This window comes from Bradyrhizobium sp. Arg816, from assembly GCF_029989365.1.
Lineage (GTDB): Bacteria > Pseudomonadota > Alphaproteobacteria > Rhizobiales > Xanthobacteraceae > Bradyrhizobium.
Map to the genome: position 1 here is coordinate 146,103 of NZ_JAPRAQ010000007.1, position 25,976 is coordinate 172,078.

Genomic DNA, 25,976 nt, shown 5'->3' on the forward strand with positions numbered 1-25,976 from the left:
AGGGTTGGCGAGCCAGCCTGTGTCCGATGTGTGCCTCTCTCTTAGCAGCCTATCCACCCATGCCGCCGAGTTCTGACCGGAGCGCCATTAAGGTGGTGGGCGGACGAGTTCAGGGGGGCTAAGGGAGCGCGGTCGTTTCGAAATGAGGGGCCGAAGAACAGCGCATTCAAAGCGAGGTTTTTCCCTTAAGTCGTACGTCCATTAATTCGACATGTTGGAGTCAAGAAGCGCCAGAAGTGAGCGCACCACTACCAGTCGCCGTCGTCCGATCGTGGTCGTGACGATACACCCAGCTCCTATCAACTCGTAAAGCTTCGTGCGTCCTAAGCCGGTCACTTGGCATGCATCGTCAATCGTGCAGGAGAGCCGCTGAGCGAATGGCACTGTGCACGGCTCTGCGGTTTTCGGAGGGGATAGACTCACTTGTGACTGTTGGCCGCTAGTTTTCTCTCGTCGATTGTATCCCACGTGGCCTCCTCTTCACACAAAGCTCGACAGGACAAGAGTCGATTGTGCGACGGGCAACGTCAATGCGAACACCCGAGGGCGATCGCGTAAGAGAGCGCACATTGGCGGCGATTTGAACATTTTCGGACATCAAGGGCGCCGCGGAAATTTTTCGCGAATGCGCCAGCCAGAGTGATGCTTGGTGCCGAGGCTAGCCTTTTAATTGTCGGCAGAAATTTCCCCGGACGTTCGCCGAGAGCTCCGGCGCGCTGCCGTCGAGTTGCCAATGGGAAAGATCAGACACCGTCCCCTCCAGCTGCTATCCGCTTCAGTATAGCACACCGCAATTACGATCTCAGTCCGCGCGTAGCCGGCTGGTCCGGGCCGGGAAACGCCGTAGACGTCGAAACCATTTTTCGAAGCCGCGACACATTCCTGAAACCGAACAGGATCAAGCTGCCGCCATTGGACCAGATGGGGATGCGGTGATGCGGACATTCATCGAAACCCTTTACCGCGATTATTGCCTGCCCCGGCTGCGGGAGATGCGGAAGCTTGATATCTCGCACTGACCCATAAGTGATACTCAAAGATATCCGATCGCGTTCGCCGTACTGTCGGCCTTCGGGATCGCCATCGCGGTCTGGGCCGCCATGGGGCAACCGCCCGCGAATCATCCGAAGAAACCCGGCTCTCGCCTCGTGCTGAATCCATCAGACGCTTCCTGTGGCTAAGGAACCGGCCGTCGTTTTCAACCGTTCGGTCAATGCTCATCGGTCTTGGTACCCGTCTGGAACGGGTACGCAGGCGGCCAATGTACCGTTGACGATTGCGACCGATCGCGGCGCCCCGCCCATCAGGATGGGTTCGGTGAGCGCGCGATGAACGGGCACCACGAAACCTGCGACTGGCTCATCCATCAGATCACCACGCCGCCGCCAAAGGAGAAGAACGACAGGAAGAAGCTCGAGGCCGCGAACGCGATCGACAGACCGAACACGATCTGGATCAGTCGCCGAAAGCCACCGGACGAATCGCCGAAGGCGAGCGTGAGTCCTGTAATAACGATGATGATGACGGCGATGATCTTGGCGACCGGACCTTCAACCGACTGCAGGATTTGATTGAGTGGCTGTTCCCACGGCATGTTCGAGCCAGCCGCCCATGCCGGCGCCGTCGTTAGAAGAACGGTACCGAAGGCTGCGAGTGAAGCGGCTTCTCGAAGAAAGCGAAATTGCGGACGCATGTCAGTCTCCTGCTGGTGAAAGGCTGTAGTCGTCCCAAGCCCCGCGACGAGGGCGAGTTCGGCAAGGCGACGATCAGTGCCGCGACCGGCGAGCACGGCGACAAGGTTGATGGTCTCGGCGATCAGCGCGCGCGGAACCGTGATGACGGCTTCCTGAATGAGCTGCTCGAGCCGTCGGAGCGCCCAGTGCGGTGCCGGCGTGAATGGTGCCGATGCCACCGGGATGACCGGTGCCCCAGGCCTTGAGCAAGTCGAGCGCTTCGGCGCCCCGGACTTCGCCGATCGGGATGCGGTCAGGACGCAATCGAAGCGAGGAGCGGACAAGGTCAGATAAGGTGGCCACGCCGTCCTTGGTCCGCAGCGCCACGAGGTTGGGCGCCTTGCATTGGAGTTCGCGTGTATCTTCGATCAGAACGACGCGATCGGAGGTCTTTGCAACCTCGGCCAAGAGCGCGTTGGTCAAGGTTGTCTTGCCGGTCGACGTACCGCCTGCGACGAGGATGTTCTTGCGCGCGGCGACCGCGGCCCTTAAGGCGCAGGCCTGATCTGATGTCATCGTTCCCGCGGCCACATAGTCGTCGAGTGTGAAGACCGCGACCGCGGGCTTACGGATAGCGAAGGCGGGAGCCGCAACGACTGGAGGTAACAACCCTTCAAAGCGCTCGCCGGTCACAGGTAGCTCGGCAGAGACGCGTGGCGAGCCAGCATGCACCTCAGCGCCTACGTGGTGTGCCACCAGACGAACGATACGCTCGCCGTCCGCCGCAGACAAAGTTTCGCCGGTATCAGTGAGGCCACTAGACAGCCGATCAACCCACAACCGTCCATCCGGATTGAGCATCACCTCGATGATTCGCGCACCACGCGAATTTGCCTCCGATTGAAAGGATTGGATCACCACCGTCGCCCCCACCGAATGAGGACGTTTAGAGAGCGTCCTCAGATGGGTTGATTAGAAAAGCCACTGAGCGATTTGGGGCAACAAGCGCTTACGGTGATCGTAGGCTGGCGTAGAAAAAGAAAGACCGGGAACAGATATTTGACGCCTGCTCGAATGAACAAGTTCAATAGCGATGGATTTTGATCAGTGTTCGTCGGGAAGGGTTTGCGCGCAACGCTGCAGATCGCGGCTCACCACTCCGCATCGCCATCGATCGGTATTAGTACGATCGCTTGCTCGTATGAAATTGCCGATTCAACTGACTCGGAAACGCTAGCCGGCGCGAAGAAGGCAATTGAACCCATCCACCTAGTGAAGGATCGGAGCGACGGTAGCGCGAACCAAACCAACGCCCCGATCTGCAGTGCAGCGTTGACACCAAATGCGATCTGATATGCCAGGATGGGCCCATGGCTACCATCCGTGCGCCATTGCTCCAAAATCAAGCCTGTCCCGTATTGAGCCAAAAATGCCCATCCGAAGTGCAGTACGTTCAAGGCACCGTTGGCACGTCCGGCAAGCTCTGGCGGAAAGTAATCAGCTATGACTGCAAAACTGACCACGGTCGCCGTTCCGACAATGGCGACAACAGACCACGGCAATATGGAGGGCAAAGGCGCGCGCAGGATCAAGGCAAGCTCGGCTGCGATGAAGAGCATCGCGACCACTGCCAATATTGTTTCCGCACCGCCCCCTCTTCGTCGGATGCAGTGGACCGTTGTGCCGAACAACCAAGCACCGCCGCAAAGTACGATCGACATGATGAATAGCTGTCCGACGAGGCTCTCACGACCAAGTCCCTCTACGTCCGTCAGCCACGGTGCCGCCCACAATCCCTGCAGAGACCAGGCTGATCCCACGCAAGTCGCCGACAACGGGGCAATTCGCCAGAAGCGCTTGTCGCTAAAAACGGAACCAAGCGTGGCGGGAGTTAATCCTATTGATGGGGTGGTGACACGTTCAGGGACCACGATGTAGACGAGCACGGCCGTGGCACCGGTCGCGGTCGCCAGGATTTCAAAGAGCTGTCGCCAGCCGATCCAGACGAGCAGATGTTCGGCAGGGGTCGTGGCAGTCACCGCTCCGAACGAACCCAGCATGATCATGTAGCCGTTCAGCAAGGCCGCTCGTTCCTTGGGAAACCAAAGAACGATGGATTTCAACCCGGCCGTCAGCGCGGCCGCCACCCCAAGGCCGATCATTGCTCGCGAAATCAAGAGCGACGGCAATCCCGTCGACGTCGCGAACAGGCCGGCACCCGCGGCGGCGACCAAGAGCAATGCACTTTGCACGCGACGCGGGCCAAAGCGGTCCAGCAATATACCGATGGGGATCTGAGCCGCCGCGAAGACGAAGAAGTAGACCGACGTAAGCAACCCGAGGTCAGAGGTCCTGAGTCCGATATCCGAGATCAGATGGCCGGAGATCAGAGCGTTGATCGTTCGAAACAGGTATGAAAGATAGTATCCAGCGGCGAACGGGAGAAAAACGCGCGCGATAAGACGCCATGCCGCTGAACTCTGCATCTGGCCCCCTTGCTCCTAAGCTCATTCGGGCCGATAGCGCGTCGAACTCCTTGTCGGCTTGGCTAAATTGCTGCGGTCGTGGGCTGGCGTAGAAAAAGGAGGGCCGGCGTCGTTCAATCAGGTATCGCTGCTCGTTTCCTGACGAACGATGTCTTCCGGAATTTCGCGCAGAAAACTCTGACCCTTCTGCAAGCGACGTCCGAGCGCTTCGACAAACCCTTCAAAGCGCTCTCGCCCCTTGAGCTGTGCGGCGGCCTGCGCGTCGTTGGGCAACGGCGGCGTGATCGTCAGCCAGAAGCGGATGAAGAGGGCCAGGGTTTCGGCGGTCAGGCCGACGTCACGCTCCAGCCTCTGCATCTGACGCGATAGGCGATCCAATCGACGGGTGAACGCCGCCTCCTTCCTGTCTGCTCCGTCTGGTGACAGAAAGGACGCAACTGCCGCTTCCACGATCGCAGACCTGGAAAGATTCTTCCGATCCGCAAGATCCGCGATCTGCTTCAGAAGCTCCGGCGGAAAGTACACATTCATGCGATCGCGCATGTTGGCTCACAGCTCCATGCCGTCATCCGGGTCCATCGCGACTTGACGGGCGACGCCACGCATCTGCTGACGGAGCAGCCGAGATTGGCGGACCGCATCCTCGTCGTCGTCAAGAACAACGGCAAATTCTTCCGCCGGCGTTGAATCGGTGGTCTCCTTGACGATCGCGACATGATCGGGGAGCTCGGGCTCACGGCGGAGTCCACCATTGGCCGCGTCCTCCCCCTGCCCTGCCGCGCCGGACGCATCCGTCGTCGGCTTGAGCGGTCCGAGCATCGACCATCCGTCCGTTCGTGATGATCGGCCGGAGGCCGCCGGATCGGGCGGCGGTAACACCCGCTCGGTCAACCGGCGATCCTCGTAATAGCGAGCCTTCATTGCCCGGATCGGCGGCGTGCCCGCGAGCATGACAATTTCGTCTCGCGGCGGAAGCTGCATGACCTCGCCGGGGGTCAAGAGTGGTCTTGCCGTCTCCTGTCGGGATACCATGAGGTGTCCCAGCCAGGGGTTCAATCTATGACCAGCATAATTCTTCATCGCGCGCATTTCGGTCGCCGTGCCCAGCGCGTCGGATACCCGTTTGGCCGTCCGCTCGTCGTTGGTCGCGAAGCTGACCCGGACGTGGCAGTTGTCGAGAATGGCGTTGTTCGGCCCATAGGCCTTCTCGATCTGATTGAGCGATTGCGCGATCAAAAAGCTCTTGATGCCGTAACCCGCCATGAAGGCCAGCGCGGACTCGAAGAAATCGAGCCGCCCGAGCGCCGGGAACTCGTCGAGCATCATCAAGACACGGTGCCGGCGGTTGCTGGCGTGCAAGTCCTCGGTCAGGCGCCGCCCGATCTGATTCAGCACGAGACGAATTAGGGGCTTGGTCCGCGAGATGTCGGAAGGCGGCACCACGAGATAAAGCGTCGTCGGACGAGTATCCGCGATCAAGTCGGCAATCCGCCAGTCGCAGCGGCGGGTCACCCGGGCCACCACGGGATCGCGGTAAAGACCGAGGAATGACATCGCCGTGGACAGGACACCGGAGCGTTCATTCTCGGACTTGTTGAGCAGTTCGCGCGCGGTCGAGGCGACCACGGGATGTGCGCCCTGCTCGCCGAGGTGCGAGGTGGTCATCATAGCCTTCAGCGTCGCCTCGATCGGCCGCTTCGGGTCGGACAGGAAGGCGGCCACACCGGCCAAGGTTTTGTCGGCCTCGGCGTAGAGGACGTGAAGGATGGCACCCACCAGGAGCGAATGACTGGTCTTCTCCCAATGGTTTCGCTTGTCGAGTGAGCCTTCGGGGTCAACCAGGACGTCGGCGACATTCTGGACGTCGCGGACCTCCCACTCCCCGCGCCGGACCTCGATCAGCGGATTGTAGGCAGACGAATTTGCATTGGTCGGGTCGAATAACAGGACGCGGCCGTGCCGCGAGCGGAAACCGGCCGTCAGTTGCCAGTTCTCGCCCTTGATGTCGTGAACGATGGCCGAGCCGGGCCAAGTTAGCAGCGAGGGGACGACGAGACCGACACCTTTGCCGGAGCGGGTGGGAGCAAAACACAACACGTGTTCGGGTCCATCATGGCGCACGTAATCATCGTCGAGCTTGCCCAGCACCACGCCATCTGGACCGAGAAGACCGGCCGCTCTCACCTCTTCCAGACCGGCCCAGCGCGCCGAGCCATAGGTCTCAACATTCTTGGCCTCGCGGGCCCGCCACACCGACATGCCGATCGCCGCCGCGATCGAAACGAAGGTCCCCGACGCCGCAATGAAGGCCCCCTCGACAAACACCTGAGGCGCATAGGCATCGTAGACGAACCACCACCAGAAGAAGATCGGCGGATAGTAGATCTTCCAGCCCCTCAACTCGAACCACGGCCGCCCAAGTTCCGGCTGGTAGGCAAGCCTCCAAGCGGTCCACTCGGTTGCTCCCCAGATGGCCGTTAAAACGATCAGGCCGACAACGATCACTTGTCCCCAGAGGATCTTGGTTCCTGACATCCCGACGGTCCTTCCGTAACCTGCTAGAGGCCGAGGTCTCGCTTCCGACCAAAGCCCCATTCGATGCCACCGCCGTCCTTCACGACGCCGGTCACGTGTTGGCCGAACTTCTTCTCGAGCTCGCGAGACCAGGGCACGAGCTGAAAGCCAAGCCCGTCATCGATCATGGCGAACCGGACCGAGGCGAGCGTCAGCCGCTGGCGATACGTGCCTGCCACATGCTCGCCGGACGCCGCCTTTACGTGAGGCAGGCCGGAGTCTACCGAGACCTTGGCTCCGACCTCGTCCAGTTCGCGTCGACGCAGCGTGTTCAGCAGATCGCGTTGCAGGATGACACGCTGGCCCTGCCGCCGTGCCAGGCCGTCCTCAATCAGATGCTCGGTCCGGGCTTCCATGGCGTCACGGGCCTCGCGGCCGAATCCACCCATGGCGAGCGGCATCGGATCGCGTTCGACCAACCGGTGGTCAAGCCAGGTTGCTCCTCTCGCGGTGACCTGCTCACCAAGATCGAGATCGGAACGGGGCGCGAGCACCACGGTGGGTTGCGGATCGCCGTTTTGACCAAAGCGTCGGACTTCGACGATTCCACCCGCCGGCGGAGCATGCTCGAAGGCTTCAATCCCCGGGAGGCGGACGTGGTGCGCACGTCCGTCTGTTCCGTCGATCAACGCATAAGCCTCTCCGGTCAGTTCGTCATGCAATCCTCGATCAATCAAGCGTCCGACGATCTGAGATGTCGGCCTTCCACCTTCGATGACGTAGTCGGCAATACCGCGCACCTCACCACGCTCGGTAAAGGCGCGGTGCATCGTCTTGATGATGTCGCCGCGCATCCCGAGGTCGCGCAAGCTGCGTTCGGCCTCGAGCCCGACCATCCATTCGCCAGGTGCCGCTGACGCCGCAAGGCCCATCTTATCCAGGTGCTGGAGGCGGCCTACCATCAGGCGCCGGATCTCGGGATCCGATCTGCCGGCACTATCGGGACGAAGATCGATATAGCCGGTTTCGTCGGCCGCCCGCCGGATCTCGTGATCAAGCCGCGTCCATCGCTCTGCCGTGACTTCCCTCTCCAGCGATTTACGGATCTCGTGCTCTGGTTTCGGACCCAGTTCGATCGCGACCAATTCCTCGGCGCGTGAGCGCAGGCCTCGGCTGATGTAGTCGCGGGAGATCACGAGATCAGTGCCGCCCTCAACGACTCCCCGAACCAGAAGATGGACGTGAGGATTGTCCGTATTCCAGTGATCAACAGCGCCCCAATCGAGCCGCGTGCCGAGGTCGATCTCCATTTGCCGGGCGAGATCGCGGGTGAAAGCCCTGAGGTCGGTCATCTCGCCGGCATCCTCGGGCGAGATGATGAACCGAAAATGATGCCGATCGTCCTGGCACCGTTCCGCAAACGCCCGGGCATCGGCTCGGTCGCTGCCGGCGTCGAACATCTCGGCTCTCTCACCGCTCTGAGTGACGCCGTCGCGCTTCAAGTACGAAAGATGGGCCGTCAGCGGCGCCGAGCGGAATGCTCGCCCCTTGTGACGAACAACGCGCGCTTTTACCACGGCGCGCCGCGTCGGGCTGAACAATCGGCTGCGGCTAAACGCGAGCCTACCGCGGCCAAACGCCGAGCGCCCATAGGCTGCGGAACGCCTGCCGGCCACTGCCTGACCCGAGGTGTGTCCAGCTTTCTTCGCGGCACGCAGCACCTGGTTGATAAAGCTCTTTTGCTTCGGCGCGCGGGTACTGCGGATGCGCCCGGGCCGAACACGCAGGTCGCTGTCGCGCACGCTCACGGCAGGACTTCCAAACGATCAAAAGCGCGCACGGTGCCAAAAACGCTATTGATTGCATTCGCTAAAATGCAAAGCGCGGCACGCGCCCCGACCGGCCGGCACGCGAGAACCCAAGCCATGCCAATGGCTTGCGGTTCGACCGGCGAGCCCCTTTTATCTCGCCGTCCTGCCGTCGTGGTCCCCCGGGCGCCCCCAACTGCTTGCGAGCGCTTGCGATAGCGATCGTTACCCGAAGGGCCGAGACACCCGCAGGGTGGCTCGGTGAGGAGCGAAGCGACGAGTAGAGCGCGTGCCGAAGGCATCGCCCGTACACCCTCAGCACGTGCCACTTGCTCGATGAAGCACGCCAAGGCTTGCGAACCCACATAAGAGGGCACCCGGGAACGGGGCAGTGATAGCGATCGCCGCAGGCGAGCCCCTTTCCCGAGTGCCCCCGGCGAGGAGCACCAAAGCTTTAGCGCGAGGGATCGAAGCCGCAAGGCCGAGACGCCGCGCGGCTCGGTTCATATGTGGACGGCCCCCGACTTGCAAGGATTGGCTCGGGCAGCATGCTCGGATCGCTTGCGCTCATATGTCCGGCCTATTTTCGGGTCTTGCGACCACTGGCCAAGATGGGCTTCGCGGACAGTGAGCTCCAAACACGAGAGCGGCATTTGCTGCCGGTAAACCGAGCGGAGTGTCTCACATGACCGGCTCGCGCCGAACGTACCACCTCTTCCTTTCCTGCAAGTTCCGGCCCCAGCGCCAGATCTGCTCGTCTGACGCCAAGCTCTATTTGTCGTTCAAGTCTATTTCGGCGTTGGCATCGGGATGGCGCTCGCAGGCCGGTACCGTTCGCCGCTAACCATCAGTTTCCAAGCAATCCGCGCCAGCTTGTTTGCTAACGCTATCGCCACCAGTTTCGGCGGCTTGCGCGCGATCATGTCTTTCAGCCAAGACCAAGGGCGACTCCCGCGTCGTCGCATATCCGCGATCACTGCTGTCGCGCCAGCTACCAAAACGGTTCGCAACATGCCGTCGCCGGCGCGGGTGATGACCCCGAGCCGATTCTTGCCGGCCGTCGAGTGATTCTTTGGCGTCAGGCCAAGCCACGCGGCAAAGTTTCTTGCCGACTTGAATCCGCGCGCATCCACGACCTTGATTGACAGCAGCGTCGCGCCGATCGGACCAATTCCTGGAATGGTCGCAAGTCTTCGGCTCATCTCGCTGCTCCGGTGGAGTTGCATGAGCTTCTTGTCGAGCGTAACGATCTGATCATCGACGCGCGCCATTTCTGCGGCCAACGCCTCTATCAACTCCATCGCCAAGTCCGGGACTGTGGCATCAGCCCTAATATCGATCAGCAATTGCGGAAGCCTTGATAGCCCCTTGGGCGCGGTGAAGCCGAACTCTGCGGCGTAGCCGCGGATCGAATTGGCGAGCTGGGTGCGCCTGCCAATGAACTGGTTGCGCACACGAGTCAGCATCTGTGCGCCCTGCTGCTCGGCACTTTTGATTGGCACAAAGTTCTTCCGCAATTTCGGTCGACTCGCAGCTTCGCAAATTGCCTCGGCGTCCGCCGCATCGGATTTCCCACGCTGCACGTACGGTTTGACATATTGCGGCGGGATCATCGCCACCTCATGCCCCAGCGAACGCAGCTCCCTCGCCCAATAGTGCGATGCTCCGCAAGCCTCCATCGCGACAAGCATAGGCGGCAAACGGCCGAAGAACGCCAGAACCTGGCCGCGTCTCAACTTGCGTCGCAAGACCGGCTGCTCCATCCCGTCAACGCCATGCAACTGAAATACGCTCTTTGACGTGTCCAAACCGATACGAACAATTTTCTCCACTGGCGGCTCCTTCGTTTGAGGTCATCGACGACCCCATCCTGCCACGCAGACCGGCGGAAGGGGGCCGTCCACCCCAACACGAGAGCCCGGTGCGGCCCCGGCCGCACGCGCAGATACAGTGAAAACCTCAGCGAAGGCGATGCAGGCAATCCTGCGAGAACCGCATGGCATCTTCACGGTGATCTCAGAATTGGGAGTAACCTTGACGCTCCGCTGACTGGGATTCCCAGGCTTGTGCTAGCAGCCGGAACAAACGACGGGCCACAGGATTCGTCGTATTCGGAGTCTATTTCAATGCTGATGACCATTAAGCGAAGGCCGACAACACGGACGCTGCCGGGATGGGCGATCCACGTGCTCCAGGAAGCGGGCGCTATCCGCGAGTGCGAGGAGCACGGTTGGATGCAGGCCCGCGCCGATCCGCATGCACGAGAGCGCGCCTTCGATATCGCCCGTCTTTACCCGCCAGCAGACGTCTCCCCTCACGCGGCCGAGACCGCGGTTCGCGACGCGCTGGGTTCGATTGGCGATACCTGCCCGGAATGCGCCCCTGACGAGCAGGACTGGCGCTGAGCAGCGACGCCAGCCCGTCTCCACCTCAGCGGCCTAGCCGTTTCTCCACGCGCTTGCGCGCATTGCCGACCTTTTTGACGGCTTTTTTCACCGCCGGCGCCGACTTTCGCGTCTTCTTCGCCTCGTATTGCACCTCGTAGTCCTGCCCGCCTGCCACCCGAGCCCGGTCCTGTTTTCGCCCGCGCGCTGTCTTGCTATTCTTCGCTACCGCCATCTGTGCCTCCTGTTGTGACATCGAAGCAACGCGACAAGGATTCCCAGGTTCCGGAACGATTCAAACTGTGCCAATTTGAATCGGCTGTAGCGTGGAGTTCTTCAGTGGCGTCTCAGCGTAAAATGCCGGCGGCTATCGGCGTCAAGGCGCCCTTCCCCGGCTTCATCGAACCGGCCCTTGCCACCTCGATCGAGAAGGTGCCGTCCGGAGAGCGCTGGATTCACGAAATCAAGTTCGACGGTTACCGTGTTCAGGTCCATCTGGCCAACGAGACGGCGAAGATCTTCACCCGGCGTGGCCACGATTGGACGCATCGCTTCAAGAAAGTCGCCCATGACGCCTGGCGGATCAAGGCGAACTCGGCGGTGGTGGACGGCGAGATCGTGGTACCGGCCGCGGACGGCACGACCGACTTCTCGGTCCTGCAGAACGAACTCAAGGGCAGGTCGACGAGCATCGTGCTCGTAGCGTTCGATCTGCTCTATCTGAACGGCCGAGATATCCGGAAGCTGCCGCTCTTTCAGCGCAAGGCCGAACTCAAGAAGATCCTGGGCGGCACCGATATCCAGTTCAGCGAAAGCTTCGAGATAAACGGCCGCGAGATGTTCGCGCACGCCTGCAAGCTCGGCCTCGAGGGCGTCGTTTCGAAGGTCCGGGGCAGCGCTTATCCGACGGGACGCACGAATGATTGGGTCAAGAAGACCTGCCTACAGCGTGAGACCCTGACCATTGCCGGTTTCGCGCTCGATGGGACGAAGTGGGACGGCATCTACGTCGGCCGGCGCAAGGGCGATGATCTGCTCTACGCCGGCAAAGTCGACCACGGCTTCGACAAGGTCTCGGCCGCCGATCTGCAGAAGCGGCTTAAACCCCTCATCCGAAAGACCCAGCCTTATACCAAGCGCATCGGTCACAAGGGCATCTGGGTCGAACCCAAGCTTCTGGCCGAGATCGAGTATCGCGCGAAGTCGGCCGAGGGAAAGGTGCGCCACCCTTTCTTCCGAGGCCTGCGGGAGGACTTGTGATGGATGCGTTCGATCGCTTCTGGCAGTGGGCGAACAAGCCGCTGGAAAGTCCGCTGACGATCCCGGCCGAGTTGCATCGAGCGGTCATGGATCTCGCTCCGGAGGATCGACGCGATCGCACCGCAGTGAACCAAGCCGCAGAGCGTGTACCAGATCCCGAACGATGAACGCTTGACGGCGGCCTCTGCCTTCTCGATGCCGCTGAGCAAGAACCCGCCAAGAAACTAACTCCGGGCACGCCGCAGCTCAGCTTCCAATCGCTCCCTCTCCTTATTCCAGCGATCGTCTTCGGTTTGCGATCTCTTCTCGAGAGCCTCAACCTGGGCCTGGATGGCGGCGGCCCGCTTCAGGTGCTCCTGCTCCGCCTTGTCCAGCGCGGCCTGCGCCTTGTCGACCGCCTGCTGACGGCGCTCACGCTCTTTCTGCCTGGCGGCCTCTTCCCTTGCCGACTCACTTTCCCGGCGCCTCTCCTCCCGTTCGTAGGCAAGCGCGGCCTTCCGCTCCGCCGCCTTGTCGAGGGGACGCGAGGAAGGCTTCTTCGCCATAGCGCTCTTCGATTTGCGGGCGGCTTTCGTCGATCTTCTGTCCCCGCCGAGATCGGCGGGCAGTTCGGCTTGCTCGCTGAAGGCTCCGTCGGATCCGACCGGGCGCCTGAGAACGACGCCAGGCTTCTTCATGGCCGCAGCGATGACGTCCGGATCGTCGCTTTCCTTCGCCGCGCCCTGGTGGAATAGATTGCTGTTGGCGCCCCAGGCTTCGAGGGCCGCCTTCATAGAGGGAGCGGCGATCGCCAGATCGTAGAAGCCGAGCGAAGTCTGGTAGGTCTTCAGTTTTCTCGCCATGACACTTCCCGCCTACCGACGCGATCATTTGATCCGTCATTCAGTCTACCTCGCGAGCAGGGGTTCTTCGAAGCGAGCGCACCAGCGCAGTCGGTAAAAGTAGCTTCCCCGGCGACACCGGATGCTTCACGACGGGCTAGGCCGACTTTCGCTGCGGCTTTGCGGCCGGCTTTTTCGCTGCGCCCTCCTTCGCCGTTTTTTTGCCGGCGATTGGCATCAGCATTTCCTTCTGCCCGGCCACCGCCTTGCGCGGCTTCTTGGCCGTCTTCTTCGGAGCCTCTGTCGGGCTCGTCGCCTCTCGTCCGATGCTCTTGCGCAGCGCATCCATCAGGTCGACGACGTTCTCGCCTCGAGGACGCGCTTTCGCGGTGATGGGTTTGCCGGCGCGCTTCTGATTGATGAGATCGATGAGGGCGGTTTCGTACTGGTCTTCGAATTTGTCCGGCTCGAAATGGCCCGCCTTCTGATTGACGATGTGCTTGGCGAGATCAAGCATGTCCTTGGCAACTTTGACATCCTGAATGTCGTCGAAATACTCATCAGCGGGACGTACTTCGTAGGGGTAGCGCAGCAGCGTGCCCATCAGTCCCTTGTCGAGAGGCTCGAGCGCGATGATGTGCTCGCGATTGGTCAGCACCACACGGCCGATTGCGACCTTGTTCATCTCGCGGATGGTTTCCCGAATGACGGCGAAGGCATCGTGCCCAACTTTACCGTCCGGACGCGAATGAGATATCGCGGATCGATCTCGCTGCGGTCGACGAACTCGTCGATCTCGATGGTTCGCGTCGATTCCAGCGCGACGTTCTCAAGCTCCTCCTTGGTCACCTCGATGAAGGTATCGGTATCGACCTTGTAGCCCTTGACGATGTCCTCGTTGTCGACCTCCTCGCCGGTGTCGGCGTCGACCTTGGCGTACTTGATCCGATGGCCGGTCTTTCGGTTCAACTGGTTGAAAGAGACCTTTTCGGATTCCGAGGTGGCCGGATAGAGCGCGACCGGACAGGCGACGAGGGAGAGACGCAGGAAGCCTTTCCAGTTGGCGCGGGGGCCATCGCGGGGGAACTCCATTACTGAGGTCGGATTCAAGACGAACGGCCCGCCTTGGTTCCGACATCGGGCCTCGTCCAACAGGCTGATTTTTCTCATCCAGGTCCTTGGACGGACTTTTGTTCATGTTATGTTCTAATCGAGAAATGACTGACCGACCCGCAAGCTGGCGCATGCCCACCCCGAAGCAGATGGAAAAGCTGGCAGCCGAAGCCGCCCGTAGGCCAAGTCCCTCCACTGCGGCACGGATGCGCCGCTTCCGGCCGAATACTGGGAATCCGTCCTCAGAGACCCTCGCGCTGGCAAGACCGGGGCCCAGATGCGGCAGCGACGTCTCTCCGAAATTCAGCGCCACGTGCTGCGCGTCTCCTGCCGCCGCTTCGAGCGGACCGTGGAAATCCAGACCGCCGATGCCGTTCGACTGTATGGCGTCACCGCGCTCTGGAAGGACGTCGCGCAGCGGCTGCCCGCACGGCGATGTTGGCGTCTTCCCCGGAACATCAACCTGTAACCTCCGTGTGCGCCGGGGAGGATGTCAGCATTGATCCAGTTGAGCGCTGGAAGCGTGAAGCAGACGAGCAAGAGGCGCGCTTTGAGCGAAAACGTGCAAGGGATCGGCGTGAACAGCAACGTGATCTTCGCCGGGAGGCCATCACTGCGCTTGCAGCAAGAGTGGAGCGGAATGAAGAAGGCTTGGTAGCAGCACTACAGGCGATGACGCGGATGGCGAACAATGCGGCGGACACCATCGAGCGGTTACAGAACGACGTGAAGGTTCTATGCGGAAGGGTCGTCGAGTTAGAACAGCGGCAAACCAATCTAGAAGCCCGATTGGCCTCCGCAGAAATGAAGAATATCGAGATGCGCGAAGCGCTCATAGAGCGCAAGGTTGGCCTCCCTAGCCTGCGAGCAGTGCAATGAACAGGCAACGGACCCTCCTCATCCAGGCAGAAGCGAGGGACCTCCTTGTGCGTAGCTGGATTGTTCAGCTCCGCAGATTGGCCGACGAAGTTGCCGCGAGCTACGAAGCATGGAGTGAACAACAGTTGGTGCGCGGCAGCAGCATCCTGCTCGACGAGTGCATGTCGAGCTACAAACGCGATGCGCTACCACGCAACGAAGATAGCTCACCACACAGCAGCGATGAGTGCGGGGGAAGTGTTCGACGTGACTGTAAACGGCCGGGGGGGGGACTGCCGGAACCTAGCGATCGGATCGCGCTCTTCCCGGCCCGCAGGGCGTTTTGAGTTTTCTGACCTTAGATTAAACCGACCAGAGAAAAAGTTCATGCAGACTGGCCGCAAGGGAAACAAGCAACTCGCTACGCAAGCGAATATGAACGGTCAACGCTCGACCGCACCCGCTGATCTCACAAAACGTGAGCGTGAAGTCTTCAAACAGGTCGTGGACAGTGTGAGCAGCAAGCACTTTGCGCCACATCAGAAAATCCTCATCTGCACATATGCGCGGGCGACTGTGCGACTGGAGCAGATGTCTTCCGACGACCCAAAGTTCGTCGAACTCGCGCGGCTCCAATACAGTTGCGCTACGCGATTGCGCTTGACACCGCAGGCATTGGCCGATGCCAAGGTGCTCGGCCGTGCGCAGTACGACCGGCAACAGAGCCCGCTGGACGAATTCGTGGAGCAACTGCAAAATGGTGGATCGCACTGAGGATCATGATTGCCTACAACTGTGTCTTGAGACGCTCCTGAACGACCGCGAGCGCCGTGAACAGATGAAGGTCAAGCTGGCTCATGAAGAACCCGAGGCGGTCGCGCACTTCGCCTGCTACGTTCTGCAAAGCAAAAATCTACATCTCATGCCGTGGCAAAGTCCGCCGGTCTGGATCGACGACCCCGACGCAGTCGGCAAGGATGACGTGAACTACAATGCGGCGCTGCTGACGAAGAAGATGCTGGCCAAGGGCATCTCGAGGTTTCACCCGGATCCGCTGGCGCCGCTGAAGCGATGAGCAGATCGCTTTTCACATTCATTTTGACGCGTTCAGGTAGTAGAAGATTCTCGTGTAGAACAGTTGGGTGTAATTCTGCCATGCCTTGATATTGAAGTGGAACGTCTGGTCTGAGCAATTCATATTGCCGACAGCAACCGTTCCGTTCCACTCCGTTGCTTGAAACGTGCACATGTTTGTAGTGCGGTCCAGATCCAACCTAGCTCCTGTTGCGGTTGCTTCGGCCTGCTCTCGTCTTTTGATAGTCTCTTTCAAGCTCTTATCATCAATGCCGGGTGGCACCTCGGGCAAAGTGCTCTCGATTACTTTGTACCGGATCGAGTTTTTAGTATCCGTTTTTGCATCGTCAACTTGATCCATTGAATATGTGCTCGAAAACTCGCAGCCTTTTTCTGGCAAACCAAAATCACCATCGATATTTCCACGCCGCGGCTTCTGTCGATAGCAGAGCGTAATCCCCCCATCCTCACCAAACCCATAAGTCTTGATGATGATCTTTGACGCGTCACCGACTGAATTATGGATCAACGACATATTTGCCAGTTCGGGCTTGATTTCTGCCAGACACACACAGCCATTCGGTACAGCGAACCAATAGCTGGCCACTTCAAGCGCGAGGTAGCCTAAAGCAATAACGATTGCCCATATGAGATAGGGCTTAGCTTTCACTAATAGCGCGTTGTTCATGCTGACCAACTTGTGAGAGCGGGCGGCGGACACCTTGACGGTGAAACCTCTCGTGGGGCTCCTCGATGTCGGTGATCTATTGGGTTACGACAAACGCTTGCGGTGCATGCGTTTCGTCCCGTCAAAATTGTGGCCGAACCGACAGCCAGGATTGTTTTCGTAGTGCTCAAAATGAGCAGCTTGGCCGTTCGTACCCGCCGCGTGCACTCTAACCTGCCCGTGACATTCAGGGCATCGCTTCTTTCGGTCTTTGTCCAGTCTGAGTGCTTCATCCAGAGAGATGGCCTGCCAGCCATTTCGCACCCACAGTTCAACTTGGTCCCAATTCTTGTTGGAAGCCATTTGATCTCTCCGTGTCGCGGGCTGTAACTCGCTAGTCCTGCATCTTCACGTTCAGTGGACAGGCACTAGCATTCAATTCTCCCACGTGTAGCGACGCACTTTCTAACCAATTCCCTCACTTCATCTTCATCCAAATATCCAAGCTTTTCGACCAACTCCTTCACCTCATCTTCGTCTAAAAACCCTTTGCTTGAAACCTCATCCGCGGCGATATTTTCGACCGCTTTCTTGAATTGCTTGTCAGTAAGCCAGCTTTTTGCAGTCATGCCCTTAACGTTTATCGCTGGGTTGACATATTGATAGATGAGAACCCCTGAATTCAGCAGCGAGATGACTAGACAAACCGGTACGATCCATTTGCTCGACATTCCTTGTGCCCTTCTTCTCTCCCTGCACGTTCGACGGCATCGAAGGCTCTTAGGTTGATTAGCCTACAGGCTTACTGCAAATCATGCGCTCGATTCCACTGTGTGGTCGATCCAAACCCGGTGGGCCGGGCATCACTTCCTTCGTAAAGGTAATCTTTGAAGTGCGATCTAGTCTGAATGAGCGCGCCCCCGGCAAATTTCCGGACTTGCTAAATCCGGCCAGTTGATGCCCGTTAAGGATGACGTCGCCGCGCTTGGTATAACCGAGATACCGAGGCACAAATGTTCTCTCACCTTCGTCCGCACGGTAGACAAGGCGAACGACCCATTCGTTTTTGATCGCTTCGCATATTGCGGCCTGGTCAAATGGTTGAGCAAAAGCCGCACTCGCTATCAGGCAGGCTAGGACCGAAGCTCCCGCTGTCAAATGACGTAGCATTTGGGTGCACCACGCATCCTGTTGCTCGTTCGCGATGTTCGAGGCATTAGCGTTTCTGAGCCGATTAGGTGAGCAGGCCATTCGCTCGCGCTTTGCCGATAAGATATGACACAAACGCCGCGCAGGCCCCGAACATGAACAGGGCGTCGGTTTCGTCCACCTTTGCCGCGCTGTCATCCAACAGCGCGTGACGTATACCTTTTTCATCGCTGGTGTAGTTATACAGAGAGTTGAACCCGTTCTTCATCGCCGGATGGATCGCAATCTTCTGCTCCAGTTTCTTGAGCGCCTTGGTGAGAATGTCGGCGGAAGGATCCAGCGTCTTGCCAGCTGCTTCGACAGCGTGAATGCTTTCGCGGATGCTGTCGGCATATGTCCCAGCGGTCAGATGACTTGCAGCATTGCGGAGGTGGGCGCGCGCACCGTTGAACTGACTGGCAGTGAGGTCAGCGAACGCTTTTCAATGGTTTGGTGTTCGGCATCTGAGGCAACTGGGCAGATCACCTTTTTGTCGACTACGCGATAGGCCACACGGCAATACTTCAAAACCCGCTCAATGTGGTCTGCAAATGCCGGTGGGGACGCTGGATGCTTAAGCACGAACTCCAGCCAGCCAAAGACAGCAATGTAATCGCCCTTCTCAAAAACTGCCCGCACCTTCTTCGTGAGCTTCTTCGCGTCGTTTTCGAAATCATCGACCATCCCGTCCTGTCGCCAAACGAACTCGTCCCTCAGAATGGTCGACCACGGCTTGTCGAACGAGTTCGAGGCATAGTCGTTGTGCCGCTCTACATCGCTCAGAAATTTGTGGATGCGCTCCCACAACAGCGCCCGCAACTTGGCCGATATTTCGCGCAACTGAAGTTGTGACGGCAACGGCGCAACGCCCTCCGCCTGCTCAAAGGAGAGCCTTTTGCGTTCTTCAATGTCGGTAGTCACCGATGTTCCTCTCGGATAAGCATTTGGCGAGAGCTTGCTTACCGGCAGGCCGAAGCGTAGCGCGGTGTGCTTGCTAGGTGCGGGCGAATTCGCGTTTGTGCTCAGAACGGTATGTCATCGTCCATTTCCGCAATGGCTTTGGCTCTTTTACTTGCTGGCGGGGGAAGACGCTTTGGTTCCTCCGGCTTCTTGCTCGGTGGTGGTAGCTGTTTGGTCTGTTCTGTCTCTTGACGGACCCCAAGGATCGCGGCGGCAAGTTTGGCCCACTTCCATGCGGGCTCCATTTCCTTGGCAGCCTCGCCACCAGTATTCGCCAACGATAAAACTAAATCATTGAATTTTTGCAGGGCTGTGCGATCGCGGTCGAGCTCGGCCAAGAACGCATTGAGTTTGTCTAGCAGGCGCTCCTTCTTCGCTATGACGAGCGACGATGCGTCGATGATTTCTTTAATTTTGCTCACATAGGCTCGCAGATGCTTCTTCTCATCGGCATCAAGCGGCAATGCATACGCCGGTCCCACGCGAATGTGGCTGATCTGGATGCGAACTGTGTAGGCGTCGACGGTCTGCCTGAAGCGCTTGTAGTCTTCGTAGACGTCGGTTGCCCCATCATTCGGGACGGTAAAGAAATCCAAGAAATCAAGTCCCAGCGCCTCGGCGGTGGCCAAGGTGTGGTTCATGTATTCGATGATGTAGTGGTTCGACGCGCCGCCACTTTGAGTATCTTCCAAATCCCGCTCCAAGATTTCGCGGAATTTTCGTTCCAGGCGCACGAAGGCCATGTCCGGCGGACAATCAGCCGCCGCAGCGAAGTCTTCCTCTTTGATCATCGCAAACCCCGAACCCCAACTGCTGGGACTCAATTTGGTAGGGTCACGGGTGGGCCGCAAGAGCCACAACTTTCAATCCACAGGGGGTGGCAATGTGGTCGGCACAGCCAAGGTTGGGTGTTTTTGTTCGGCACCGCGCCAACCGATACCCGGTTTGTACTTGGTCGGCTATTTGTGCGGAGATGAGTTTTCCAGCTAAGTGATTGTTTTTGCTGGCGCTCCCTAGGGGAATCGAGGCCCGGCGGCGACGCCGCATCGAACAGGGACATTTGTACGAAAGCCCCTCGAGATCCGCCGAGGGCTGCTCGGCAACAAGCATCTCTGCTCTGTCCAACCAGGAGCCGATCTTCATGAACCGCACTCGTCCCTTTCTCGCCGCGATTGCCCTGGTTCTGACGACCCTTGTTCAAGGAGTCGGCCGAGCCGCAGGTCAAGAAATCGCCCTGACGCCCATGGAGTCAAAGGAGGTCGCCAGAGGCTATCGGGCTGAAGCCCTCAAGCTAAAGCCTGTGATCAGCGACAAGAGTGAGATGATCGGAAGAATCAGCGACTTCATCTTTGGCAAGGATGGCAACATCTACGCCGTCCTCGCGGTCAGCGATCTCGTTGGCTCCGGTGGTCATCTCGTCGCGATACCCTTCCGTGGCCTCAAGCTCGACGATCAACGCGGGGAGATCGTGCTTCCAGGCGCCAGCCAGGCAGCTCTTGGAAAACTGCCAGTCTATCTCAGCAGCCCATAACGCCAGTGTGGCTCCTTCCTCTAGGCTATTTCTTCCTGTCGGCAATCGCTGTCGCGTACCAGCCAATACACCACACCTAGCGCGAGAATAAGGGTCGCAAATGCCAGCGTGTGCAAGGCGTCCGTTTCGTTCAGATCTAGAATGATGACTTTTCGGCAGATAGCAAGCAGCGCGATCACGATCACGGACCGGATCTGCACAACTGCCTCTCGACGCTCAGCCACCACCAACAGCGACTTCTTGAACTCCAACGCAATGATCACGGTAAAGATCATGCCAAAAACGGCCTGGAACACCCTGAAATCAGACGGATCCAGACTGCCCGCCAACACCAGCCCGAACAATATCTTCAGGCTCAGTGTCCAGACCGCTGCGACCACCACGATTGCAATCAGGAACGTCAGGAAGAGCACGACAGCGTGCTCAAACCACTGATAAAGGGACGTCAACCTGAACTCGCTCTTTGTCTCCTGGATTTCATCCTTAATCGACATGATCGCCTTCGCCCTCTTCCTCTCGCTGGCCTGACGCGCATTGTCGGGCCTCGCTGTCAGCCGGGATCGCAAGGGACCATAAAGGATATTCTTCCGCCTTGACTGATGTCAGCTGATGTCGGGCGCTCACGGCACCGCGCTCATGATTTTTACCGCGATCCAATTGGGAACTATCAATGCACCGCCCCTTGGCGTTTGCGACGATCCAAATGCGAGGTGTCCCACCATCGCAGCCCGTTCCCGGGCGTCCTCCCTTGACTTGGACCGCCTGCACACAGCTGCGCGGTCCTTTCTTTCCCCACACGAATGAAAGATCAGTTGTCGCCGGCGCGGATCCACTCACGCCCTATGGTCAGCAGGGCGGCCATGATCGCCGGCCCGATGAACAGGCCGAGCAGCCCGAGGGATCGCATCCCACCGATAATACCGATCAGCACGAGCAGGAAAGGCAGTCGTGCGGCACCTCCGATCAGTACCGGCTGAATGAGATGATCGATGATCAACAATACGGCGCTGCCGAAGACCCCTAGTCCAGCGCTCGCTAATGGGGCATCGTTCACAACAAGCAAGGAAGCGGTGGAAGCAATCAGGATAATCCAGGCTCCGAATGGTATGATCGAAAAAAGAGTCATGGTCGCGCCAAACAGCAATGGATGCGGCACGCCGGTTATGACAAACGCCAGCCAAAAAACACCGCCCTTGACGAGCGAGGCCGCCACAGTACCGTTCGCAGTTGCACGGATGGCGTCAGCGAAGGTGATCAACAGATTTTCTCCTGGCATCCCGAGCAGATTGCGCACAAGCGCCCGAAATCGAAGTGCGAGCCAAGCGCCATCGCGGAGCGCGATGAACAGGGCAAGCAACATCGTCAGCAACTCGAGGACTCGTCGAAGCAACGCGCCGCCAAGAGAACCTGCCCAGGTCGCGAGGCTTTCGAGATTGACGCGCCGAAGCCATACGACGAGAGCGTTGGGGTCGCTGAGATTCTCCTGCCACCATTGGTCAAGTAGCTGACCGGCATGCGGCAATCGCGACAGCCAAGGTGGAGCGGCAATCCCGTTGAGTCCGAGCGTATTGAGCGAAGCCAGCAACGCACCGCTTCCCTCGGCAATCTGCCGTGCCAACAACATGGTCGGCACGATCGCGAAGCATGCCATAACAAGGGTGAAGCATAACGGAGCTAGGACTTGTGATCGCTTGCCTCCGATAGCCGCCAGACGGTTGTAAAGCGGCCAAGTTGCGATGGCGATGATGGCGGCCCAAACCAACGCTGCCAGAAACTCCCACGCGATCCAGGCCGCCGCAGCCACCACGACGGCCCCGATCGCGACACGACCCGCGGCCTGCACCCCGTCATCAATTGACGCAATTCGTGGATGCGCGTGCCTGGAGACGTTTTCTTCGCCGATCAGCATGACTTTCTGCCTGTAAGATCGAGCTTGGAATCCCACACGATGCGTGCGCCCAAGTTAACGACAAGATCCGGCAATCAGTCGGTTCCGGCGTTGATGACCGTCAGCCCGACCGTGGTTTTCGATAGCTCCACCGATAAGCCGCACCGCGTCAAAACAGCTCCGCCTGAGACTTTGGCCCAGCTTTGCTTGACAACCATCAAGGCATCTGCCGGCCGTTCCACGGTACTTGGCTGTAAGATCAAGAGGGCTGGAAGTTACCATTTGATCAATGGAGGCCGGCCGAACTACTGGAAGAGGACTGCCATGATCAAGGATATACTCGTTCGCCTCGACGGAACGCCGCAGGACGACATTCGTCTGGCAGCCGTCGAACAGATTGCCACGATATTTGCATCTCACGTCACCGGTCTCTACTTCAGTCTGCAGTCACCTCTCACCTCCAGCGAAGCCGCAAGGAAAGAAGGCGACTCGGTCGAAGCAGCCGCGATGGCGCGTTTGAGACGCCTTCAGCGGGAGACGGACCTGCGTCGCTTTGATGTCGTGGGCGAGGAGGACGTCCCTGATACGGCCATGCTGCCAGCGCGCGCTGCCGACACGTTCGTGGAGCTCCGCCCCGATAGCCGATCGAGCAACCCAGAGCGCTTGATCGAGCGCCTCCTTTTCGGAGGCGGCCGCCACCTCTTCCTCGTGCCGAACGACCTCAGAGCAGTTTCTTTCTGGAAGCACGTAATCGTCGCATGGAGCGGCAGTCGGGAGGCGGCCCGCGCCTTGGCCGAGGGCATGCCTTATTTGCATCGGGCTGAGAAAGTCGGCCTCCTCGTCGTCCAAGGTGCGAACCCGACGGAGGCAGACCTCCTCATGGGAAACGATGCCGTACAACATCTTCGGCATCACGGCATCAATGCCGTCAAGTACCGAGCGTTTGGTGAAGAAGACGAGACCGCCGGCGTGGTGATCGAGGAATGCCGCAAGCTGGACGCCAATTTGCTGGTGATGGGCAGCTACGGCCATTCCGCCCTGCATGAACTGCTACCCGGCAGTACGACGAGCCGCCTGCTTCGTCGTTCGCCGATCCCGCTCGTCGTTGCCCATTGAGGAGCCAACCCATGCTTGACCGCCCCCGTCGTTCCGCTCTTCCCGGAACTCACGCAATTCCCGTCCCCCGCACGATGTATGCCGCGGCCATGGATCGCTTCGGCGAACCTGCCGTACTCACCGGGCACGCGCTGCCGGTTCCGACGATTGATTCTGGCGAGGTTTTGATTGCGGTCGACACATCAGGAGCCGGACCATGGGATATCGACGTGCGCCTCGGACGCTTTGCGAACCGCAAGCCGCACTTCCCGATGGTTCCTGGCGTCGATGGCGCCGGTATTGTCGTCGCTGTCGGCTCGCGCGTGCGCCGACTGAAAGTTGGCGACGAGGTCTATTCGTACAGCTGGCAGAACCCCAAGGGCGGCTTCTACGCCGAGTATGTGGCAGTCCCCGCCCACAATGTCGCGCCGATCCCGAAACGGCTGGACCTCCAGCACGCAGGAGCTATTGCGACAACGGGTCTGACGGCTCTGCAAGGCATCGACGATGCCCTGACTTTAAGGAGGGGTGAGACAATCATCATTCATGGCGCCTCGGGCGGCGTCGGCACTCTGGCCGTTCAATTTGCCAAGCTGCGTGGCGCTCGCGTATTTGCTACGGCTTCCGGGATGGAGGGCGTGGAACTGGTGCGAGAGATGGGTGCCGATGCGGTCGTCGATGGCAAGCGGGTGGTCGACATCGACGATCGTGCGCGCGCCTTTGCGCCCGAGGGAGTTGATACTGTGCTCGCTCTTGCGGGTGGCGACGCACTCGGGCAATGCCTCGATGCGCTTCGACCGAACGGAAGGGTGGCTCACCCGAACGGCATCAAACCAGCGCCAAGGAAGCGACGCGGTATTACATTGACTCGATATGACGCCGTTGCCGGGGTTCGCGAATTCGAGCACCTCAATGACGCAGTACAGGCGGCGAAGCTCAAGATCCCGATCGCAGCGCGTTATTCGCTGGCTGAAGCCCACAAGGCGCATTTACGTTTAGAGGCGGGCGAGGTCTTTGGAAAAATCGTGCTGACAGTTCACGGCGCATGATTGCGAGAACCCGTTCCTCCCCTACGAGGGGTGGCCTGGATCCAAATGGTAGAGCGGCGTCTTCTTCGCGCGCTGCGGCGTCATCTTGGCTGGGTCGGGCGCTCCGGGAACGCCGCGCGGTCCCAACAGCTCGCGCTGAATGTCATCTTCGGACTTCTCGGGTTCAACCCCGTTCATGGGACGCTCTTTTGGCACTCTGTCTTCTCCTTTGTCTCGGCACAAAGTGCTCAGCGAATTTGTTGATCATACTGCTCGCGAAGCGGCGGTGCTGCGATTTAGGAATACTACGTAAGGCGCCTCTGCCATTCGAATTGTCTCGCAGCGAGCAAAGCTTGATAGCTGTCAAGGCACGTCGTAGCGACAAGTCGCTACTATGGCCGAACTTGGAAACCGACGGCTATTTTGGAGCTAGACATGACCAGCACGACCTTCAACAGCAATGCTGACTTCAACATCGAATCTGCCTCCGCGATGCTTGCCAAGAATTGGTGGCTGTTCCTGCTGCGGGGCATCTTCGGAATTGTCTTCGGGTTGCTTGCTTTTCTCTTCCCGGGTCCCACCATGCTCTCGCTGGTGTTGCTGTTCTCGGCCTACATGTTGGTCGACGGCATAGCAGGAATCATTTCCGCCGTTCGTGCGATGCGACGGAAGGATGAATGGGGACTGTTGATATTTGAAGGCCTCCTCAATATCGCCGTCGGCGTTGCCGCCTTTATCTGGCCTGGCCTGACGGTGCTTGCCTTTGTCTTCATGGTCGCCGCCTGGGCGATCGTCTCAGGCGCGCTGATGATGACTGCCGGCTTCCGCCTCAAGCTTGATCATGGCCGCTGGTGGATGGTTCTGGGCGGGGTGTTGTCCCTCGTTTATGGCGCGCTGCTGGTCGCTATGCCGCTGATCGGGGCAGTGGTCCTTACGTGGTGGATGGGAGCTTACGCGATGGCCTTTGGTATCGCGCTGGTCGTTCTGTCCTTCAAGTTGCGGACCCGCCAGAACGAGCAGACTGGCTCCCTCGCCGCGGCGGCGTGAGCCATCCTGCCTAACTATCTCTAGGCGAGCGAACGGCCACCTCGAAGGTCGACGCTCGGCGACTGAGAGTGACCGTTTCTTCGTGAGCGCGATGGGCCACTTCCGGACCCATGCACCGCAGCAAGGGCGGTATTACTTTTCGACAACCTCATCGGCGCGGGCGAGCAGCGCGGGCGACGCTGTGACGCCGAGAGCGTTCGCGCCCGCCGAGGCGGCTTTACCGCCGATCGACAATGACTGTTCCCCTCACCACGAACAGAGTCCGGTCGCCATTAGTTACTTCGGTGGCGACATAGGTGTTTCGGGAGCGCTCCCCAGCTCTCTTCAGGAAGGCCGGCATCCGCTGCACGGCTCGGTGACACGCTGCCCCTTCGGTCGCGAATAGTTTTCCACGCGGGTCTTCAGTCTTTTGGCCGCGCACATGCTGATGAAAGAAGTAACGAGGCATTGGGGCCTCCTTTCTCCATTCAAACGTCAACGAGCCGTAGAGCGGTTTGTTCAAAAGTGAACGATGTCTCCATCTCGCTACGGGCTGGGCGGCAACCCGAAACAGTTCCTCCCAATTCGTTTTCGCGATTGTT

Annotated in this window: 28 protein-coding genes and 4 pseudogenes; 11 read left to right on the forward strand and 21 right to left on the reverse strand. The window is 59.4% G+C overall.

The window, feature by feature from the left end; all coding sequences use genetic code 11:
• Positions 1–1,247: 1,247 nt before the first annotated feature.
• The 8 genes and pseudogenes from OWC48_RS19200 to OWC48_RS19235 all read right to left on the reverse strand — a co-directional run.
• A pseudogene (locus tag OWC48_RS19200) lies at positions 1,248–1,367 on the reverse strand (conjugal transfer protein); the annotation flags it as partial.
• Complete coding sequence (locus tag OWC48_RS19205; RefSeq protein ID WP_282521364.1) at positions 1,367–1,693, reverse strand: TrbC/VirB2 family protein; 327 nt, start codon at positions 1,691–1,693, stop codon at positions 1,367–1,369. The gene OWC48_RS19205 and the pseudogene OWC48_RS19200, both read right to left, overlap by 1 nt.
• A gap of 1 nt (position 1,694) precedes the next feature.
• A pseudogene (trbB, locus tag OWC48_RS19210) lies at positions 1,695–2,594 on the reverse strand (P-type conjugative transfer ATPase TrbB).
• 230 nt (positions 2,595–2,824) lie between these two features.
• Positions 2,825–4,159: an MFS transporter gene (locus OWC48_RS19215; RefSeq protein ID WP_282521365.1), complete on the reverse strand. Its 1,335-nt coding sequence runs from the start codon at positions 4,157–4,159 to the stop codon at positions 2,825–2,827.
• Between the two features lie 117 nt (positions 4,160–4,276).
• Entirely contained in the window at positions 4,277–4,702 is a 426-nt protein-coding gene (locus OWC48_RS19220; protein ID WP_282521366.1) for a CopG family transcriptional regulator, read from the reverse strand.
• A gap of 6 nt (positions 4,703–4,708) precedes the next feature.
• Positions 4,709–6,694, reverse strand: a complete 1,986-nt coding sequence (locus OWC48_RS19225; protein WP_282521367.1) for a conjugal transfer protein TraG — start codon at positions 6,692–6,694, stop codon at positions 4,709–4,711.
• A 23-nt stretch (positions 6,695–6,717) separates the two neighbouring features.
• Positions 6,718–8,481 carry a DUF3363 domain-containing protein gene (locus OWC48_RS19230; RefSeq protein WP_282521368.1) on the reverse strand — a complete coding sequence of 588 codons (1,764 nt, stop codon included), beginning with the start codon at positions 8,479–8,481 and terminating at the stop codon, positions 6,718–6,720.
• Positions 8,482–9,269: 788 nt separating this feature from the next.
• Positions 9,270–10,313, reverse strand: coding sequence for an IS110 family transposase (locus tag OWC48_RS19235; RefSeq protein ID WP_282521369.1), 1,044 nt, complete (start codon positions 10,311–10,313; stop codon positions 9,270–9,272).
• A 294-nt stretch (positions 10,314–10,607) separates the two neighbouring features.
• On the opposite strand from OWC48_RS19235, the gene OWC48_RS19240 reads away from it, so the two are divergent.
• Entirely contained in the window at positions 10,608–10,886 is a 279-nt protein-coding gene (locus OWC48_RS19240) for a hypothetical protein (protein WP_282521370.1), read from the forward strand.
• Between the two features lie 25 nt (positions 10,887–10,911).
• Here OWC48_RS19240 and OWC48_RS19245 read toward each other — a convergent pair whose 3' ends face one another.
• Positions 10,912–11,100: a DUF3606 domain-containing protein gene (locus OWC48_RS19245; protein WP_282521371.1), complete on the reverse strand. Its 189-nt coding sequence runs from the start codon at positions 11,098–11,100 to the stop codon at positions 10,912–10,914.
• 104 nt (positions 11,101–11,204) lie between these two features.
• Here OWC48_RS19245 and ligD point away from each other — a divergent pair, with 104 nt between their 5' ends.
• Complete coding sequence (gene ligD / locus OWC48_RS19250) at positions 11,205–12,125, forward strand: non-homologous end-joining DNA ligase (protein WP_282521372.1); 921 nt, start codon at positions 11,205–11,207, stop codon at positions 12,123–12,125.
• Positions 12,125–12,292: a hypothetical protein gene (locus OWC48_RS19255; protein WP_282521373.1), complete on the forward strand. Its 168-nt coding sequence runs from the start codon at positions 12,125–12,127 to the stop codon at positions 12,290–12,292. The genes ligD and OWC48_RS19255 overlap by 1 nt, the downstream gene beginning before the upstream one ends.
• 57 nt (positions 12,293–12,349) lie before the next feature.
• Here OWC48_RS19255 and OWC48_RS19260 read toward each other — a convergent pair whose 3' ends face one another.
• On the reverse strand, positions 12,350–12,967 hold the full coding sequence (locus OWC48_RS19260; RefSeq protein WP_282521374.1) for a cell envelope biogenesis protein TolA: 618 nt from the start codon (positions 12,965–12,967) through the stop codon (positions 12,350–12,352).
• Positions 12,968–13,103: 136 nt separating this feature from the next.
• Positions 13,104–14,038 (reverse strand): annotated as a pseudogene (locus tag OWC48_RS19265) (Ku protein).
• Positions 14,039–14,163: 125 nt separating this feature from the next.
• Between OWC48_RS19265 and OWC48_RS19270 the strand changes: the two are divergent.
• From OWC48_RS19270 to OWC48_RS19285, 4 genes and pseudogenes are all read left to right on the forward strand, one after another.
• Positions 14,164–14,528 (forward strand): annotated as a pseudogene (locus tag OWC48_RS19270) (hypothetical protein).
• A gap of 5 nt (positions 14,529–14,533) precedes the next feature.
• Positions 14,534–14,938, forward strand: a complete 405-nt coding sequence (locus OWC48_RS19275; protein WP_282521375.1) for a hypothetical protein — start codon at positions 14,534–14,536, stop codon at positions 14,936–14,938.
• A gap of 366 nt (positions 14,939–15,304) precedes the next feature.
• Entirely contained in the window at positions 15,305–15,691 is a 387-nt protein-coding gene (locus OWC48_RS19280) for a hypothetical protein (protein WP_282521376.1), read from the forward strand.
• Positions 15,675–15,992 carry a hypothetical protein gene (locus tag OWC48_RS19285; RefSeq protein ID WP_282521377.1) on the forward strand — a complete coding sequence of 106 codons (318 nt, stop codon included), beginning with the start codon at positions 15,675–15,677 and terminating at the stop codon, positions 15,990–15,992. Before OWC48_RS19280 ends, OWC48_RS19285 begins: the two co-directional genes overlap by 17 nt.
• A gap of 18 nt (positions 15,993–16,010) precedes the next feature.
• Here the strand turns inward: OWC48_RS19285 and OWC48_RS19290 are convergent, their stop codons facing one another.
• The 6 genes from OWC48_RS19290 to OWC48_RS19315 form a co-directional block, all read right to left on the reverse strand.
• Positions 16,011–16,679 (reverse strand): hypothetical protein, encoded by a 669-nt coding sequence (locus OWC48_RS19290; protein ID WP_282521378.1) that lies wholly within the window; start codon positions 16,677–16,679, stop codon positions 16,011–16,013.
• 84 nt (positions 16,680–16,763) lie between these two features.
• Complete coding sequence (locus tag OWC48_RS19295; protein WP_282521379.1) at positions 16,764–17,021, reverse strand: hypothetical protein; 258 nt, start codon at positions 17,019–17,021, stop codon at positions 16,764–16,766.
• 65 nt (positions 17,022–17,086) lie between these two features.
• Complete coding sequence (locus tag OWC48_RS19300) at positions 17,087–17,389, reverse strand: hypothetical protein (protein WP_282521380.1); 303 nt, start codon at positions 17,387–17,389, stop codon at positions 17,087–17,089.
• A gap of 503 nt (positions 17,390–17,892) precedes the next feature.
• Positions 17,893–18,075 carry a hypothetical protein gene (locus OWC48_RS19305; protein ID WP_282521381.1) on the reverse strand — a complete coding sequence of 61 codons (183 nt, stop codon included), beginning with the start codon at positions 18,073–18,075 and terminating at the stop codon, positions 17,893–17,895.
• 137 nt (positions 18,076–18,212) lie between these two features.
• Positions 18,213–18,767, reverse strand: a complete 555-nt coding sequence (locus OWC48_RS19310) for an AbiJ-NTD4 domain-containing protein (protein WP_282521382.1) — start codon at positions 18,765–18,767, stop codon at positions 18,213–18,215.
• A 101-nt stretch (positions 18,768–18,868) separates the two neighbouring features.
• Entirely contained in the window at positions 18,869–19,597 is a 729-nt protein-coding gene (locus tag OWC48_RS19315; protein WP_282521383.1) for a hypothetical protein, read from the reverse strand.
• A 350-nt stretch (positions 19,598–19,947) separates the two neighbouring features.
• Between OWC48_RS19315 and OWC48_RS19320 the strand changes: the two genes are divergently transcribed.
• A complete protein-coding gene (locus tag OWC48_RS19320) occupies positions 19,948–20,337 on the forward strand; it encodes a PRC-barrel domain-containing protein (RefSeq protein WP_282521384.1) in 390 nt (129 codons plus the stop codon).
• 20 nt (positions 20,338–20,357) lie between these two features.
• On the opposite strand, the gene OWC48_RS19325 is transcribed toward OWC48_RS19320, so the two are convergent.
• Both OWC48_RS19325 and OWC48_RS19330 read right to left on the reverse strand, forming a co-directional pair.
• A complete protein-coding gene (locus OWC48_RS19325; protein WP_282521385.1) occupies positions 20,358–20,831 on the reverse strand; it encodes a phosphate-starvation-inducible PsiE family protein in 474 nt (157 codons plus the stop codon).
• Between the two features lie 314 nt (positions 20,832–21,145).
• Positions 21,146–22,246 carry an AI-2E family transporter gene (locus OWC48_RS19330; protein ID WP_282521386.1) on the reverse strand — a complete coding sequence of 367 codons (1,101 nt, stop codon included), beginning with the start codon at positions 22,244–22,246 and terminating at the stop codon, positions 21,146–21,148.
• Between the two features lie 303 nt (positions 22,247–22,549).
• On the opposite strand from OWC48_RS19330, the gene OWC48_RS19335 reads away from it, so the two are divergent.
• The gene (locus OWC48_RS19335) at positions 22,550–23,341 is read left to right on the forward strand and encodes a universal stress protein (RefSeq protein WP_282521387.1); all 792 of its coding nucleotides are present in this window, start codon (positions 22,550–22,552) and stop codon (positions 23,339–23,341) included.
• A gap of 89 nt (positions 23,342–23,430) precedes the next feature.
• The gene (locus OWC48_RS19340; RefSeq protein ID WP_282521388.1) at positions 23,431–24,369 is read left to right on the forward strand and encodes an NADP-dependent oxidoreductase; all 939 of its coding nucleotides are present in this window, start codon (positions 23,431–23,433) and stop codon (positions 24,367–24,369) included.
• Between the two features lie 21 nt (positions 24,370–24,390).
• Here OWC48_RS19340 and OWC48_RS19345 read toward each other — a convergent pair whose 3' ends face one another.
• The gene (locus OWC48_RS19345; protein ID WP_282521389.1) at positions 24,391–24,546 is read right to left on the reverse strand and encodes a hypothetical protein; all 156 of its coding nucleotides are present in this window, start codon (positions 24,544–24,546) and stop codon (positions 24,391–24,393) included.
• 237 nt (positions 24,547–24,783) lie between these two features.
• On the opposite strand from OWC48_RS19345, the gene OWC48_RS19350 reads away from it, so the two are divergent.
• Positions 24,784–25,395 carry an HdeD family acid-resistance protein gene (locus tag OWC48_RS19350; protein ID WP_282521390.1) on the forward strand — a complete coding sequence of 204 codons (612 nt, stop codon included), beginning with the start codon at positions 24,784–24,786 and terminating at the stop codon, positions 25,393–25,395.
• Positions 25,396–25,612: 217 nt separating this feature from the next.
• Here OWC48_RS19350 and OWC48_RS47570 read toward each other — a convergent pair whose 3' ends face one another.
• Positions 25,613–25,843: a DUF6894 family protein gene (locus OWC48_RS47570; protein ID WP_404979792.1), complete on the reverse strand. Its 231-nt coding sequence runs from the start codon at positions 25,841–25,843 to the stop codon at positions 25,613–25,615.
• Between the last annotated feature and the right edge of the window lie 133 nt (positions 25,844–25,976).